Annotated in this window: 12 protein-coding genes and 2 pseudogenes; 8 read left to right on the top strand and 6 right to left on the bottom strand. The window is 60.1% G+C overall.

Annotation, left to right across the window (positions count from 1 at the left end; all coding sequences use genetic code 11):
* Positions 1-21: 21 nt before the first annotated feature.
* Together ACVWZ1_RS06630 and ACVWZ1_RS06625 are read left to right on the top strand one after the other, a co-directional pair.
* Positions 22-588, top strand: coding sequence for a thylakoid membrane photosystem I accumulation factor (locus ACVWZ1_RS06630; protein WP_457388580.1), 567 nt, complete (start codon positions 22-24; stop codon positions 586-588).
* Positions 585-917, top strand: coding sequence for a hypothetical protein (locus ACVWZ1_RS06625; protein WP_457466651.1), 333 nt, complete (start codon positions 585-587; stop codon positions 915-917). The genes ACVWZ1_RS06630 and ACVWZ1_RS06625 overlap by 4 nt, the downstream gene beginning before the upstream one ends.
* Positions 918-1,227: 310 nt before the next feature.
* Here the strand turns inward: ACVWZ1_RS06625 and cbiB are convergent, their stop codons facing one another.
* Positions 1,228-2,199 (bottom strand): adenosylcobinamide-phosphate synthase CbiB, encoded by a 972-nt coding sequence (gene cbiB, locus ACVWZ1_RS06620; protein ID WP_457502928.1) that lies wholly within the window; start codon positions 2,197-2,199, stop codon positions 1,228-1,230.
* Positions 2,200-2,212: 13 nt separating this feature from the next.
* Complete coding sequence (locus ACVWZ1_RS06615) at positions 2,213-2,668, bottom strand: Rrf2 family transcriptional regulator (RefSeq protein ID WP_457466653.1); 456 nt, start codon at positions 2,666-2,668, stop codon at positions 2,213-2,215.
* A gap of 210 nt (positions 2,669-2,878) precedes the next feature.
* Between ACVWZ1_RS06615 and rsmI the strand changes: the two genes are divergently transcribed.
* Positions 2,879-3,892, top strand: coding sequence for a 16S rRNA (cytidine(1402)-2'-O)-methyltransferase (rsmI, locus tag ACVWZ1_RS06610; protein WP_457491690.1), 1,014 nt, complete (start codon positions 2,879-2,881; stop codon positions 3,890-3,892).
* Positions 3,893-3,920: 28 nt separating this feature from the next.
* A complete protein-coding gene (gene rppA / locus ACVWZ1_RS06605; RefSeq protein ID WP_414349658.1) occupies positions 3,921-4,622 on the top strand; it encodes a two-component system response regulator RppA in 702 nt (233 codons plus the stop codon).
* A gap of 184 nt (positions 4,623-4,806) precedes the next feature.
* Here the strand turns inward: rppA and atpD are convergent, their stop codons facing one another.
* Positions 4,807-6,240, bottom strand: coding sequence for a F0F1 ATP synthase subunit beta (gene atpD, locus ACVWZ1_RS06600; protein WP_457502902.1), 1,434 nt, complete (start codon positions 6,238-6,240; stop codon positions 4,807-4,809).
* A 197-nt stretch (positions 6,241-6,437) separates the two neighbouring features.
* On the opposite strand from atpD, the gene ACVWZ1_RS06595 reads away from it, so the two are divergent.
* The 4 genes and pseudogenes from ACVWZ1_RS06595 to ACVWZ1_RS06580 all read left to right on the top strand — a co-directional run bounded on the left by ACVWZ1_RS06595 (position 6,438) and on the right by ACVWZ1_RS06580 (position 9,287).
* Positions 6,438-7,100, top strand: a complete 663-nt coding sequence (locus tag ACVWZ1_RS06595) for a GerMN domain-containing protein (protein WP_457502901.1) — start codon at positions 6,438-6,440, stop codon at positions 7,098-7,100.
* A gap of 10 nt (positions 7,101-7,110) precedes the next feature.
* A complete protein-coding gene (locus ACVWZ1_RS06590; protein WP_457502900.1) occupies positions 7,111-7,878 on the top strand; it encodes an MlaE family lipid ABC transporter permease subunit in 768 nt (255 codons plus the stop codon).
* Between the two features lie 97 nt (positions 7,879-7,975).
* Positions 7,976-8,172, top strand: a pseudogene (locus ACVWZ1_RS06585) (hypothetical protein); the annotation flags it as partial.
* An 83-nt stretch (positions 8,173-8,255) separates the two neighbouring features.
* The gene (locus tag ACVWZ1_RS06580; RefSeq protein ID WP_414342869.1) at positions 8,256-9,287 is read left to right on the top strand and encodes a succinate dehydrogenase/fumarate reductase iron-sulfur subunit; all 1,032 of its coding nucleotides are present in this window, start codon (positions 8,256-8,258) and stop codon (positions 9,285-9,287) included.
* Here the strand turns inward: ACVWZ1_RS06580 and ACVWZ1_RS06575 are convergent.
* The 3 genes and pseudogenes from ACVWZ1_RS06575 to ACVWZ1_RS06565 all read right to left on the bottom strand — a co-directional run.
* A complete protein-coding gene (locus ACVWZ1_RS06575; protein ID WP_457466658.1) occupies positions 9,284-10,390 on the bottom strand; it encodes a peptidylprolyl isomerase in 1,107 nt (368 codons plus the stop codon). The genes ACVWZ1_RS06580 and ACVWZ1_RS06575 overlap by 4 nt on opposite strands.
* Before the next feature lie 214 nt (positions 10,391-10,604).
* A complete protein-coding gene (locus ACVWZ1_RS06570) occupies positions 10,605-13,064 on the bottom strand; it encodes a choice-of-anchor Q domain-containing protein (RefSeq protein WP_457502899.1) in 2,460 nt (819 codons plus the stop codon).
* A 440-nt stretch (positions 13,065-13,504) separates the two neighbouring features.
* Positions 13,505-14,092 (bottom strand): annotated as a pseudogene (locus ACVWZ1_RS06565) (hypothetical protein); the annotation flags it as partial.

Genomic DNA, 14,092 nt, shown 5'->3' with positions numbered 1-14,092 from the left:
TCCACAGAAGAGCATGAGATCATGCTGTTGCTTCGTATCTTCCTGGTGGCTCTGCTCATCACTTTGACGGGTTGGTTTTCCCCTCCCGCCAGTGCTCTGCTCAACGACGACCGTTACGATGGCAACATCTTTGCCCTCTACGGGGCCAACGGCGGCATGATCCCCCCCCGCGTCTCCCTGAAGCAGGCAAAAGAGCAAGGGATCCCGGCCCTCCTTGTGTACTACATCGATGACAGCAGCGATTGCAAAAAATACGCTGCCACCATTGCCAACCTGCAGGTTCGCTACGGGCTGGGAGTCTATTTCATTCCCTACTCGGTCGATTCCCTCTTACCCGGCGACGAGCGCGGCCAATACTACACCGGACAAGTGCCTCAAACCCTCCTCTTCGACCCAGAGGGAAATATCGTCTATCAATCCGTCGGCAACCGCCCCATCACCGAGGTGGAAAACGCTATTCGCGCCCTCTTCAAGTTGGATCCCGTTCCCCCAGGGCTGATCAAAGCCAAACCCTTCAACGAGATCCAAACCGGATTTGCCGGATCCCGTTCTCCCCAAGCCTACCCCCCTACAAAGGCCCAGCCGTGACGGCCAACCCCAATCGCGATAGCGGGACGGAGTCCTTTCGCGCTATTCGGACGGAATCCTTTCCCTCCGATTCTCTCGAGGCTCTGCAGGAAAAACTCCAGAGTCTCCAGGCTCGCCTTGCCGATCTGCGGGAACTGGAGCGCATGGCCCAGCTTTCCCCTGAACAATGGGCTGAAATCCAAGCCGAAGCCAGCCAACTGGAGCAACGCCTCCAGGCTTATGTGCTAGAGGTGTTTAATCCTGTCCCTGCCACCTTTTGGCAAGTGGTGCGCTTCGGCGGCCTTGGCCTGCTGCTCGGCATTGCCCTGCAGCGCTGGGTGCTGAGCTAGCCTACCCCTTAGGATAGAAAAGCTCTCGGATCCCGGAGCTCTTGTCCATGCGCATGCGACGTTCCAAGCCGTTTAGCTAGCTCGCCGGGAAGCCCCGCACTCTCTGTAACAGCAGGAGGGTCGGGATGAAAGGCGGATATATTCTGTACTATAATCAACATGGTTGTACAAAACGGCGTTGCCGGAATCTGGTACAACTACGCGGTAGGGCATTCCGTGTCTGCGCGTGGAGGGTTCTTGCGTAGGCTCCCCGTTCGCGTCAGCGGTGCGTAGCACTTTGAAGCGCGAAGCCCACGCTGTACCCGTAGGGTCAGTGATGGGAGTATGTCACTCCCACCATCAAACTCCCCCAAATCCAAACAACCTGTCGCAGCAGCCCCAAACTTTCCTGCACCACTTGCGGGGTCAAAGGGCGAGCCGGGATCCCCAATTTGGGTTTCACCTTCGGGATCCCCTGATAGAAATTGGTTCCCCCCAGTTGGATCTGCAGCCGCCAGGCAAAAGCCGCTTCGCTCCACCCGGAATTGGGGCTGGGATCCGCCTGCGCATCCTGACGACACCGCTGCCAAAACCCCCAGGGATCCCGGCTGAGCAGGGCCAGGGTGAGCACCGTCAGGCGGCAGGGCAGCCAAGTCAGCCCATCCTCACAGCGGGCCGGCACCGTGCCCAAATGGGTGAAGGGGGGATGGCGGTAGCCTACCATCGAATCCAGAGTGCTGCTGGCCTTGTAGGCCAAGGCCAAGGGTGCCCCTCCCAAGAAGGCGTAGAACAGAGGGGCAGTCGCTCCGTCGGGGGTATTTTCGGCCACCGTCTCAATCACCGCCCGCAAAATCTCCGGCTCCGTCAGGTGCTCTGTATCCCGCCCCACGTAGCGGCTGAGCCGTTGACGGGCCTCCGGCAGATCCCCTTTTTCCAAGGGATCCAACACCTCCAACGCAGCAAAGCGCAGGCTGCGCCCTCCCAGACAACTGGCCATCAGGATCACCTGCACGAGGATCCCTGCCCAGGGGTGGATGGCATTGCCGATGGCGACCAGCCCCCAGCCTATGCCGTAGGATCCCCCCACCAAAGTTAGGGTGAGCACTGCCCCGCCCCACCGTTGTGCTTGCGGAGTCGAACAGTGCTTGAGGATATAGCCTTGCCCCCAGGCAATAACAGCCCCCATCACCCGCACTGGATGAGGCCAACCCCAGGGATCCGCCAGCAGGTAATCCAATACCAAAGCTGCCGCCAGCACCAGCCCGGCAGTCGGTTGGGCCGGAAAAAACAGCGATGACTCCATCCCGCCAGCAGGCTCAAACCACAAATCCACTCTCCTGATCCTGAGCCGCTTGCCAGCTCCGGGCATCAAAATACAGATCTTCCAGAGTGGTTTCCTCCAGCACCTGCTGCACTTGCCGAGCGATCCGCTTCCACAGGGCTTCCGTCACCCAGTCCAGCCGCTCCGCCGGATGCACGGCTGAAGGATTAGAACTGTCCATGAGAGGATCCAAGGATTCTCCCACTGCCGCCAAAATGGCGCTAATCGGGATCCGCCGCGGTGCCCGTGCCAGCCGGTAGCCCCCCTGGGCCCCCCGTTGGGAACAAACCAAGCCAGCCTGGCGCAACTCAATCAGCAACTTTTCCAGGTAGGGAGCTGGGATCCCCTGTCGCTCGGCAATGGCCCGCACCGAAGCCATTTGCCCGGAGCCGAGCATAGCCAGATCCAACAAAGCCCTGATGCTATAGGTGGCCCGCGTTGTCAAGCGCACCGGGATCCTTCTCCAGAGAGAAAAGAGGAAAGAGCAGAGAGAAAAGAGCCTCACTTCTCAATCCTCACTCCTCATTGTTGCTACGCAACGCTAGCACGAAAGGCAGATGCCTGGGTATCGGGGCACCGGCCAAGAGAAGTTAATCTGGGGATCCGAGGTGATCTCCAATTGTTGGCAGCAAGCCCTTGGAGCGGAGAATAGGTTATCGGGATGGAACACCCCACCGCCAGCCTTTACTTGGTGGCCACCCCCATCGGCAACCGCGAAGACATCACCCTGCGGGCGCTGCGGGTTCTGCGCGAGGTGGATTGGGTGGCAGCAGAAGATACTCGCCACTCCGGCCAGCTTCTTAAACATTTTCAAATCTCCGCCCGCCTCATCAGCTATCACGAGCACAACGCTGCCCAGCGGATCCCTCAACTCCTGAAGTATCTGTCGGCGGGCCAGTCGGTGGCCCTGATCAGCGATGCCGGCACCCCCGCCATTTCCGATCCGGGAGAAGAGCTGGTGCGTGCCTGCATTCAAGCTGGGATCCCGGTGATCCCTGTGCCGGGGCCGGTAGCTGCTGTTGCGGCCTTGACCGCTTCGGGCCTGCCCACAGAACGATTCGTGTTCGAGGGATTTTTGCCGCTTAAACCCAGCCAACGACAAGCCCGCCTGCGGCAGTTGGCCCAAGAGCCCCGCACCCTCATCCTTTACGAGGCCCCCCATCGCCTGCGCCAAACTCTGCAGGATCTGCTGGATCACTGCGGCCCAGAGCGGCAGATCGTGCTGGCGCGGGAGCTGACCAAGCTGTATGAGTCCTTCTGGCGGGGATCCCTGGCAGCAGCCTTGGAGCACTGCGCTGCTCAGCCGCCCCGAGGGGAGTTCACCCTCTTGCTTGAGGGATATGTCGGTGCCGTTCGCGGCCCCGTCGCGACAGCGTTACAAAGCAACAACCCTGCCAGGGGCGGGGCGGAGTCCTTGAACGGGCTGGGAGACGGTGCTTCGGAAGCGGAAATTCGCCAAGAAATGGCCCGGTTGCTGGCCGAGGGCCTATCCCGCTCCGCAGCCAGCCGCCGGTTGGCCCAGCGTCTGCAGGGATCCCCCATCTGGACGCGGCGCCGCCTTTACGATCTATCCTTGCAGCTTGAGCCGCTCTCCAGTTCTGGCGGGACGGAGTCCTTTTCTGAGTACGTCAGCGCTCCACATTGTTTCCAAGACAACAGCGAGACCGAGTCCTGAGGTGTTCGCGTTAGCGGGACGGAGTCCTATGGCACGGATTTTATTGGTGGACGATGAAGTGGAGTTGGCCGATTCTCTGGCCCAGCAATTGAGGCGAGAGGGCTACACGGTGGACGTGGCCTACACGGGGGGGCGAGCCTGGGAACTGCTGCAAAAGTCCCCCGCTCTGCCCTACGATCTGCTGGTCTTGGATTGGATGTTGCCGGAGCTCTCCGGGCTTTCCCTCTGTCAGCGGGTGCGGCAGGTGGATGGCACCACTCCTATCCTGTTTCTGACGGCCAAAGATACCCTAGACGACCGGGTGGAAGGGCTGGATGCCGGGGCAGATGATTACTTGGTAAAGCCGTTTGAGCTGCGGGAACTGCTGGCGCGGGTGCGAGCCCTCTTGCGGCGGGCCACCGGCCCTGGAGAAGGGATCCCTCGCCTGCAGGTCGGGGATTTGGAGCTGGATCGGGAGAACCAGGTGGCCTACCGGCAGGGGCGGATGATCCACCTCTCTCAAAAAGAGTTTCGCCTGCTGGAGTACTTCATGACCCATCCCGGCCAGTTGCTCACCCACGACCAGATCTACGAGCAGGTGTGGGCCGGAGAGGATCCCCCCAGCAGCAACGTCTTGGCAGCCCAGGTGCGCCTGCTGCGGCGACGCCTCAGGTTGCCCGGGGCAGCAGAATTGATCCACGCCGTCTACGGCAAGGGCTATCGCTTCGGGCCTGTCGCCGGGGATCCCTAGCAGCCGTCCCACCTGTAGATAAAACCAAGGCTCCCCCGAAAAGAAGGAGCCCTGCCGGGTCTGGGGAGCGCTTTCAGTCAGCAATGCCACCAGGGCGTTCCCCCCTTCAACCCTGGGGAGCCCAGTCGCCGCGCTATCGGCAACTCCCCTCTCCTCCTGTGGGAAAGGGGCTGGGGGTGAGGGCTCACTTGGACTTGAGCTTCTCGGCTTTCTCGATGGCCTCTTCGATGGTGCCCACCAAGTAGAAGGCTTGCTCCGGCAGATCGTCCAGTTCTCCCGACAAAATGCGCTGGAAGCCCTTGATGGTGTCTGCCAGTTTCACGTACTTGCCGGGGGAGCCGGTGAACACCTCCGCCACGAAGAACGGCTGGGACAGGAAACGCTCGATGCGGCGGGCACGGGCCACCACCAGCTTGTCCTCTTCCGACAGCTCGTCCAGCCCCAGGATGGCGATGATATCTTGCAGCTCTTTGTAGCGCTGCAGCGTTTGCTTCACCGCCCGGGCAGTGTTGTAGTGCTCTTCGCCCACAATGTCCGCCTGCAGGATGGTGGAAGAGGAATCCAGGGGATCCACCGCCGGATAGATACCCTTGGCTGCCAAGCTGCGGGACAATACCACCGTCGAGTCGAGGTGGGCAAAGGTGGTTGCTGGGGCCGGATCCGTCAAGTCGTCAGCAGGCACATACACCGCCTGCACCGAGGTGATGGATCCCTGCTTGGTAGAGGTGATGCGCTCTTGCAGGTTGCCCATTTCGGTAGCCAAGGTGGGCTGGTAACCCACCGCCGAGGGCATGCGGCCCAACAGCGCCGACACTTCCGACCCGGCCTGCACAAAGCGGAAGATGTTGTCGATGAACAGCAGCACATCCTGCTTGTTAACGTCGCGGAAGTACTCTGCCATGGTCAGGGCAGTCAGGCCAACCCGCATGCGGGCACCCGGTGGCTCGTTCATCTGGCCATAGACCAGCGCCACTTTGTCCAGCACACCGGATTCTTTCATCTCGTTGTAGAGGTCATTGCCCTCGCGGGTGCGCTCTCCCACGCCCGCAAACACCGATAGGCCAGAGTGCTCCTCAGCGATGTTGTGGATCAGCTCCTGGATGAGCACTGTCTTGCCGACGCCGGCACCGCCAAACAGGCCCACCTTGCCGCCCTTTCTGAAGGGGGCCAACAGGTCGATCACCTTGATGCCGGTTTCAAAGGGCTCTGGCTTGATCGTCAAATCGACAAATGCAGGCGCACTGCGGTGGATGGGGGCAAATTCTTGGGCTTGAACGGGCTCTCCTTGGTCAACCGGCTCTCCCAGCACATTGAAAATGCGCCCCAGGGTGGGCTGCCCGACCGGCACAGTAATCGGAGCGCCCGTATCCACCACCGGCATGCCCCGCACCAGGCCATCGGTCGAAGACATGGCCACTGCACGCACGCGGTTATCCCCCAAAAGCTGCTGCACCTCAAAGGTGACCTTGACCTTCAGGCCGCTTTCGGTTGTGCCCTCCACCTTGAGAGCATTGTAGATTTCGGGCAGCTTGCCGCTGGGAAATTCGGCGTCGATCACAGGCCCGATGACCTGAGTGATGTAGCCAACATTGGTGGCAGTAGCGGTGGCAGTAACCATGATTGAGGTTCAGCTCCTTGTGTGCTCAGTTATCGACTCAGCAATGCCGGGTTGATAAATTAAATCATCATCATCATACAAACAAAGGGATCCCAGTTGCTGCCGCGCTTTTGCCTGTCCAGCCTACGGGGGATCCCCGGCAGGGAGGGCTTTTCTTCGCTACCCTAGAGCTAGGTTAGAGAGGGGGATCGCCAGCGATGAGCCACTACGGAGGCCGTACCGCACAGCTCAGCTCCGTCAGGTTGGGAGGACGGCGTTCCCGCCCGCGTCGGGGCCGGGCCCTACAACTGGGGATCCTCGGCTTTTTGCTGGGGCTGGGGGCGATGGGGGCAGCCTGGTGGTACACCATTGGGCCGCGGCAGACGCTTTCCTTGTATTGGCTGACCAGTGCCGACAACTCCATTTACTATGTGCAGCAAGAGCGCACGGTTCGCGCCTTCGACGCTCAGGAAGCCATCCGCCTGGCTCTGGAGGAGCTGATTGCCGGCCCCCGGGATCCCCACCTCACCACGGCCATTCCCCCCCAGACGCGGGTGTTGGATGTGCGGGTGGAGGGCGACGATATTTTCCTCAACTTCTCCCCCGAATTCACGCAAGGGGGGGGATCCACGGCGATGATGAGCCGGATTGCGCAGGTGCTCTACACGGCCACCAGCCAAAACCCTGGCGCCCGGGTGTGGATCTCGGTGGAAGGCCGTGCCCTAGAAGTGCTGGGGGGCGAGGGGCTGATCCTGGATCAACCCCTGACACGGGCCTCGTTTGTGCCCAGCTTTCAGTTGCCGGCGGAACCGGCAACCCCAAAGGATTCCGCCCCGCTAACGGGGTCGCCAAAGCGTCGCCTAGCGATAACGGCTTCTTGAGACAGAAACCATGAGCTGGTTGCAGCGGGTGGGCAGCAGTTTTCTCCTGACCGGTCAGGTGATTCTGCATCTGATGCGGGGTCGTATCCATCGCCGCAACACCCTGGATCAGCTTTCGGCGGTAGGGCTGGAGTCGCTGCTGATTGTTCTGATTACGGCGGTGGTGATCAGCGGCGTTTTCACCATCCAGTTGGCGCGGGAGTTCATCAACTTTGGCGCTTCCTCCCTAATTGGGGGAGTTTTGGCGATTGCCCTTGCCCGTGAGCTGACGCCGGTGGTGACGGCGGTGATCTTGGCCGGACGGGTGGGATCCGCTTTTGCTGCCGAGCTGGGCACCATGAAGGTCACGGAGCAGATCGACGCTCTGCTGTTGTTGCGCACCGATCCGGTGGATTATCTGGTGATCCCGCGGGTGCTGGCTGCGGGGCTGATGCTGCCGGTGCTCACCATCCTCTCCCTGCTGACGGGGCTGGTGGGGGGGATGGTCATCTGCGCTTCGGCCTACAACATCTCTCCTGCAGTGTTTCTCAACTCGGCGCAAACCCTTCTGACCTCTTGGGATTTGCTCGTCTGTTGTTTTAAGGCGATGGTGTTCGGGTCTTTGATCGCCATTGTCGGCTCCAACTGGGGCCTTTCCACCAGCGGAGGGGCCAAGGGGGTGGGCCGCTCCACCACCGATGCAGTGGTTACGGCGCTGCTGGGCGTGTTTGTCACCAACTTCCTTATTTCTTGGCTGTTGTTTCAGGGGCCGGGGAGCGCCCTCAGCCGCGCGTTGTAGCCACTTCTGCTGTCCCGTTAGCGTTGCGGAGCAATAGGGAGAGAGCATGACTCTAGTCAATAATAAGCTCAACTATACTGAAATAATGTATAATATGTTCAGTACGGATTACTACCAGTTGATCTTTCTGTTTACTTTCGAGTCTGCCAACATGGTAGCCAAAGCAAAGCAGAAAATTGGTAGTAAGACTTGGTAGTAAGACGACACGGAAACTGCGCTTTGGGTATTCTACTCAAAGCTTTGCGGGATACCGCCATTCTGTTTGGAAACAAACAGAATGCTATCGCTGCATAGTTGAACAGTGATGTTCAGCAGTGTTCAGCGTAAATGTATCAGCTAGGATGGGATCCCCTTTCCCTTCAGCGGTGCAGAGCACTTTGCGAGTAGAATTTCAGATTTTCCGACAGTTGCCGCCGGAGCCGCCCCGCTGGCAGTCCTTCTGGCTGGAGACATCCCCTGGCGCCACCATTCTCGATTGCCTCAACCAGATCAAGTGGGAGCAGGATGGCAGCTTGGCCTTCCGCAAAAACTGCCGCAACACCATCTGTGGCAGTTGCGCCATGCGCATCAACGGTAGGGCAGCCTTGGCTTGTGGCCGACATGTGGGCGAAGAGCTGGATCCCCGCAGCCCCCAGCCGCAGCCTATTCGCATCGGCCCTCTGGGAAACCTGCCCGTTCTGCGGGATCTGGTGGTGGATATGCAGCCCTTCTGGAACGATCTCAGCCGGGTGGATCCCTTTGTCAGCACGGCGGGGCGACGCATCCCGGAGCGAGAGTTTTTACAGCTGCCTGCCGAACGGGAGCATCTCAACGCTGCCGGTGGCTGTATTCTCTGCGGAGCCTGCTATTCCGATTGCAATGCCAAAGAGGTGAACCCAGAGTTTGTCGGCCCCCATGCTCTGGCCAGAGCCAACCGCCTCGTCCAAGACAGCCGCGACAGCCAACGGGAACAACGCCTGCAGGCTCTGGATAGCTTGGCTGGTGTCTGGGGCTGTACCCGCTGCTGGAACTGCAACAGCGTCTGCCCGATGGGCGTGGCACCTCTGGATCAAATCACCGAACTCAAACAGGGGATCCTCTCCCGCCATGCAGACAAGACCGCTGCTCTGCCCACCGACCGTTCCCGCCAGCACGCTGTTCGCGCTATTCGGACGGAGTCCTTGCCCATAGCCATCCGCCACCGCAAGACTCTGGTGCAACTGGTGCGCTCCGGTGGTTGGATAGATGAGCGCCGCTTTGCCCTGCAGGTGGTGGGCCGGGATCCCAAAGGGCTGCTCAGCTTGGTGCCTTTGGGTCTGCGCCTGTTGGCCAGGGGCAAATTTCCCTTTCGCTTCCAGCCCTCTGCAGGGGCGGCGACGGTACGGCGGCTTATCGACACAGTTAGGCAGGAAGGAAGGGATCCCCTCTAGGCTCCAGTTTTGAGGTTGTCTTGGCCGGAAATCAATCTGGCACTCAAAATCCGATCCCCCACTTTGATGTGGCGCAGCACCTCCGTTCCCTCTGTAACGTACCCGAACACGGCATAGCGGCCATCCATCAGGTTGAGCCCAGCGGGGGTGAGATCCGGTTCGGCCATGAAGATGAAAAACTGGGAAGAAGCGCTGTTGGGATCGTCGGGATAGCGGGCCATGGCCACCGTCCCTTCGGCAGAAAAAGGCAAGGCCGGCTCCACATCCCACAGGCCCATCTGATCAAAAGTTTGGCCGTAGCGGGGCATCACCTCGCCTTTGGCGCGAATCTCCATGGGGATGGTGCGAACCTTGCCCGTGGCCGGATCCACATAGCCATCGGCAGGGCCAGGGGGATCCCCGGCCTGCGCCAGGAAGAAGGTCTCCACCCGGTCAAAGGTCAGGCCATCGTAGAAGCCCCGCTGCACCAGGTCGGCAAAGTTGCCGGCAGTGATGGGGGCGCTGTAGCCATCTAAGGTGATCACCATGCGCCCAGCGGTGGTGTTTAGCTCCACCTCTGCCCGCCCCAAGAGCTGAGGTTTGTCGGCATACTCAGCAGGCACTGTGTAGGGGAAAGCCCCCACCCAGTTGTTTTCGAGGGATCCCAACTCGTCCACTAGACGGTCGTAGGCAGCGCGGGCCTCTTCTTTACCCTTGGATTTGCGCTCGCTGGCTTGGCCGATCACCCGCAACTGCTCCCGCAGCGCAGCCATCTGTTCAGAGGCTGGGGTCACCCGATCCGGAGGCAAGCCGGCCAGCAGGGAATCTCCATAGCGATCCAAGAGGTGCTCTACCTGGCGCACATCTCCCCGCACCGCTGACCAGCGGTTGTACTTCAGGTCGGTGTCGATTTTGGAGATGGCCTCATCAATTTCCAGCAGCTTCGTTTCCTGAATAGGCAACGCCCGCCGCAAGAGGGTACGGGGATCCGTGATGGCATCCCCTTGGGGCAGAGCCAAGGCCGGGATCCCCCAGAGCGCCACCCCGCAGAGCAGAGCAGCTACGTAGAGGCCAATCCGGCAAAGGGATCCCCATTGCCAAAATCCTTGGGCACGCTGCGTCATGGTTCCTACCGACTGCAAAACCACTCCTGTCTCAGCCTGACATCCCACCGTCACAGGCGGCAAGCGCTGTCAGACCTCGATAGACTGTCAAACCTCGATAGATATCTCCACGACTGGCTCACTCCACCTGGGGGAAAGCCGTCATCGCTACACGACGCTTTTGCGACCGCAATAGCGGGACCAACTTCTCCAAGGGCATGGCTACACGGCTCTCCTACCTAGGAACGGCGACCTCGAAACGGATGACCCCGGCTGAGCCAGAACTGCCTCCCCCCACATTCACCACCACCACACCGTTGGGGTTGCTGATGCCCCCACAAGCAGGCGGCACGGCCCCACCCGGCGGAATGAAGGCCCCCCTATCCCCATCTTGGGCGTCGCTGAGGGCCACAGGGGATCCCCCTGTGCTCACCGACAGGCTGCCCGGCACGTACCGCAAACCCGCTGCCAAGGGGTCGCACACCACAAAGGTGGAAGCGGGCGAGTCCAGCAGGAAGTAGATGGCAAACTGCACCCGCGCTCCTGGGCGCACCGGCAGGTTGATGGCCCCCTGCAGGAAGGTGCTGGCTCCGCCTGGCCAGGGGAGCTCTGGGTTGTCGTTGGGGTCGGTGGGCTCGTCGAAGAATTCGGGAATGGAGAGGCCATTGAGGGCGCTGATCCGCTTGACCAGTCGGATCCCTTCGCCTGGGGGAGGTGCTGGGCTGGGGGTCGGGGTTGTACCTGGGCTCGGCGTCGGTGTTGGAGTGGGTGTTGGCGTCGGCGTTGGTGTTGGTGTTGGTGTTGGCGTCGGTGTTGGGGTGGGGGTGGGCGGAGCTTGCTCCTCATATGCTCCTACATCACACCGAACTCCAGCAGGTCGGGAAAAACCCCGCTGATCCTGGTTGACAGGGCTACTGTTCAGGTCGGTACACTGCCCGGCTGGCACAGCGTCGATGGCTACACTGCCTGCCAGAAGGGCATGGGTCTGGGTCGGCCCACCATTGTTGACCAGTGGCCCAAGGTTCAAAGCTGCTGAGGTCACAGCCGTAAGTCCTGGGCAGCTTCCATCGGTGTCGAGATTCGCCCCGCTGGGGGTGAGAGTGCCAGCGTTGGAACAATTACCTCCGCTTGTACTGTTTGCTACGATTGAGTTTCTGAGGTTGGCTGTGGCGTCGTTGAAAATACCTCCACCTTTTGAAGCTGAGTTCGATGCAATTGTTACAAAGCTTAGACTGCTGGTGCCGAGATTGTAAATGCCACCGCCTTTTGTGCCAGCACTATTTCCTGATAGGGTGCTGTTGGTAATGTTTACTGTACTGCTGCTGGAAACATAGATGCCTCCCCCCTCCTGGCCGACATTGTTGAAGGAGATCTCGCTTGCGTTGAGGGTCACCTTGCCGCCATTGCCGTTGTAAATGCCGCCCCCCTTTTCACTAACGTTATTGCCGGAGATCCCTGTTTTGCTGATGTTTGTCGTGCCTAAATTGTAGATGCCGCCCCCTTCCTTGCCAGCACCATTGTTGACAATGCCGGCGTTGGTAACCGTTACCGTGCCGCCGCTGCCGTTGTAGATGCCGCCTCCCTCCTGGCCGGCACCATTGTCGGAAATGCCCGCTGCGTCAATGGTTACTGTGCCCAGGTTGTAGATACCGCCCCCTTTCTCACCAACACCATTCTTGGAAATGCCAGTGTTGGTAATTGTTACCTTGCCGCCGCTGCCGTTGTAGATGCCACCTCCCTCCTGGTCGGCACCGTTGTCGGAAATGCCCGCTGCGTCAATGGTTACTGTGCCCAAGTTGTAGATGCCGCCCCCTTTCTCACCAACACCATTCTTGGAAATGCCAGTGTTGGTAATTGTTGCCTTGCCGCCGCTGCCGTTGTAGATGCCGCCCCCTTCCTTGCCAGCACCATTGTTGGCAATGTCGGCGTTGGTAACCGTTATCGTGCCGCCGCTGCCGTTGTAGATGCCGCCCCCTTCCTTGCCAGCACCATTGTTGGCAATGTCGGCGTTGGTAACCGTTATCGTGCCGCCGCTGCCGTTGTAGATGCCGCCCCCTTTGTCACCAACGCCATTGTTGGAAATTCCAGTTTCGCTGATGGTTGCCGTGCCCAGGTTATAGATGCCGCCCCCTTCCTTGCCGGCACCATTGTTGGTAATGCCGGCGTTGGTAACGTTTACCTTACCGCCGCTGCCGTTGTGGATGCCACCCCCTTGCTGGTTAGCACTGTTCCCCGAGATATCGGCTTTGTTGATAGTTACTGTGCCCAGGTTGTGGATGCCGCCCCCGAAAGAAAAAGCCCCATTACTGGAGATCTGAACCTCGGAGACTGCAAGCTGACTGCCGACCTCCACAAAAACACCGCCACCGGCAGTATCTGGAAAATTGGCTCCATCCGCACAGCCGCCTTTGATCGCTACACTTTGTAGATTGAGCTTGCCTCCGCTGCTGACATGGAAAATCCGAAACTCGCCTTTGGCTGCACTACCATTTAGATCGCACTTTACCGAAGTATCTCGCTGGATCGTCGCCCCGTTGCCTTGAATGGTGATGGTGCTGGTAATGTCCAAATCGTCGTTGTCCGCTCCAGAGTCGGTTTGGTGTCCCAGCCCATCGTCGTCTTTCGACAAGGTGTAGGTCGTCGCTGCCGACAGCACAATCGTGTCTGCACCTGAGCCCGCAGGACACTCATTCACTGCTGAATCGGTGTTTGCAGCTATCACGGCCTCCCGCAGAGAGCAGAAGCCATCAGTGGCTATAGCATCGCTTGGGGTGGTGACGGTGATCGTAGTCTGTGCCGGCGAAGGCAACTGCAAACCTGCTGCTGCTATACTCGCCAACAAAGGCAATACGAACCTAGAGCTGTATTTGCCCACACCTTGCCTCTCTGTCAATCAAGATGGCCCAGTAAGAGGATCTCCCCCTGCTCACCTGCGGCAACAAGCCATAGACAGGGAGAGGGGCTTGGCAATCGGCTAACCTCGAAGACCTCCTCTCCCTAAATCTACCGCTGGCTGCAGTGGATTTCCCATTCCACTCTTTCCACTCTCATTTCCCTTCTGCCAGCCGATAAGGCATGGCTACACCTTGGGATGAGAGGCTGCTCCCGGTTGAGGGGCAAGGTGTGGAATGGGCTTCACCTAGGAACGGTGACCTCGAAGCGGATGACCCCGGCTGAGCCAGAACTGCCTCCCCCCACGTTCACCACCACCACGCCGTTGGGGTTGCTGATGCCCCCACAAGCAGGAGGCACAGCCCCACCCGGCGGAATGAAGGATCCCCCTCCCCCTGTGCTCACCGACAGGCTGCCCGGCACATACTGCAAGCCAGGCGCCAGGGGATCGCACACCACAAAGGTGGAAGCGGGCGAGTCCAGCAGGAAGTAAATGGCAAACTGCACCCGCGCTCCTGGGCGCACCGGCAGGTTGATGGCCCCCTGCAGGAAGGTGCTGGCTCCGCCTGGCCAAGGGATCCCTGGGTTGTCGTTGGGGTCGGTGGGCTCGTCGAAGAATTCGGGGATAGGAGTTCCGTTGAGAGCGGTAATCCGCTTGACCAGTCGGATCCCTTCGCCTGGGGGTGCTGGGCTGGGGGTCGGGGTTGTACCTGGGCTCGGTGTTGGCGTCGGTGTTGGTGTTGGCGTCGGTGTTGGTGTTGGCGTCGGTGTTGGTGTTGGCGTCGGTGTTGGTGTTGGCGTCGGTGTTGGTGTTGGCGTCGGTGTTGGTGT

The sequence above is a fragment of the Thermostichus sp. MS-CIW-25 genome, assembly GCF_054060015.1.
This window is presented reverse-complemented; position numbering and strand designations above follow the sequence as displayed.

Coding starts and splice junctions, on each gene's coding strand:
- ACVWZ1_RS06590 (WP_457502900.1), top strand. CDS start 7,111: ATGAGCTGGTTGCAGCGGGTGGGCAGCAGTTTTCTCCTGACCGGTCAG.
- ACVWZ1_RS06575 (WP_457466658.1), bottom strand. CDS start 10,390: ATGACGCAGCGTGCCCAAGGATTTTGGCAATGGGGATCCCTTTGCCGG.
- cbiB (WP_457502928.1), bottom strand. CDS start 2,199: ATGGAGTCATCGCTGTTTTTTCCGGCCCAACCGACTGCCGGGCTGGTG.
- ACVWZ1_RS06595 (WP_457502901.1), top strand. CDS start 6,438: ATGAGCCACTACGGAGGCCGTACCGCACAGCTCAGCTCCGTCAGGTTG.
- rsmI (WP_457491690.1), top strand. CDS start 2,879: ATGGAACACCCCACCGCCAGCCTTTACTTGGTGGCCACCCCCATCGGC.
- ACVWZ1_RS06630 (WP_457388580.1), top strand. CDS start 22: ATGCTGTTGCTTCGTATCTTCCTGGTGGCTCTGCTCATCACTTTGACG.
- atpD (WP_457502902.1), bottom strand. CDS start 6,240: ATGGTTACTGCCACCGCTACTGCCACCAATGTTGGCTACATCACTCAG.
- rppA (WP_414349658.1), top strand. CDS start 3,921: ATGGCACGGATTTTATTGGTGGACGATGAAGTGGAGTTGGCCGATTCT.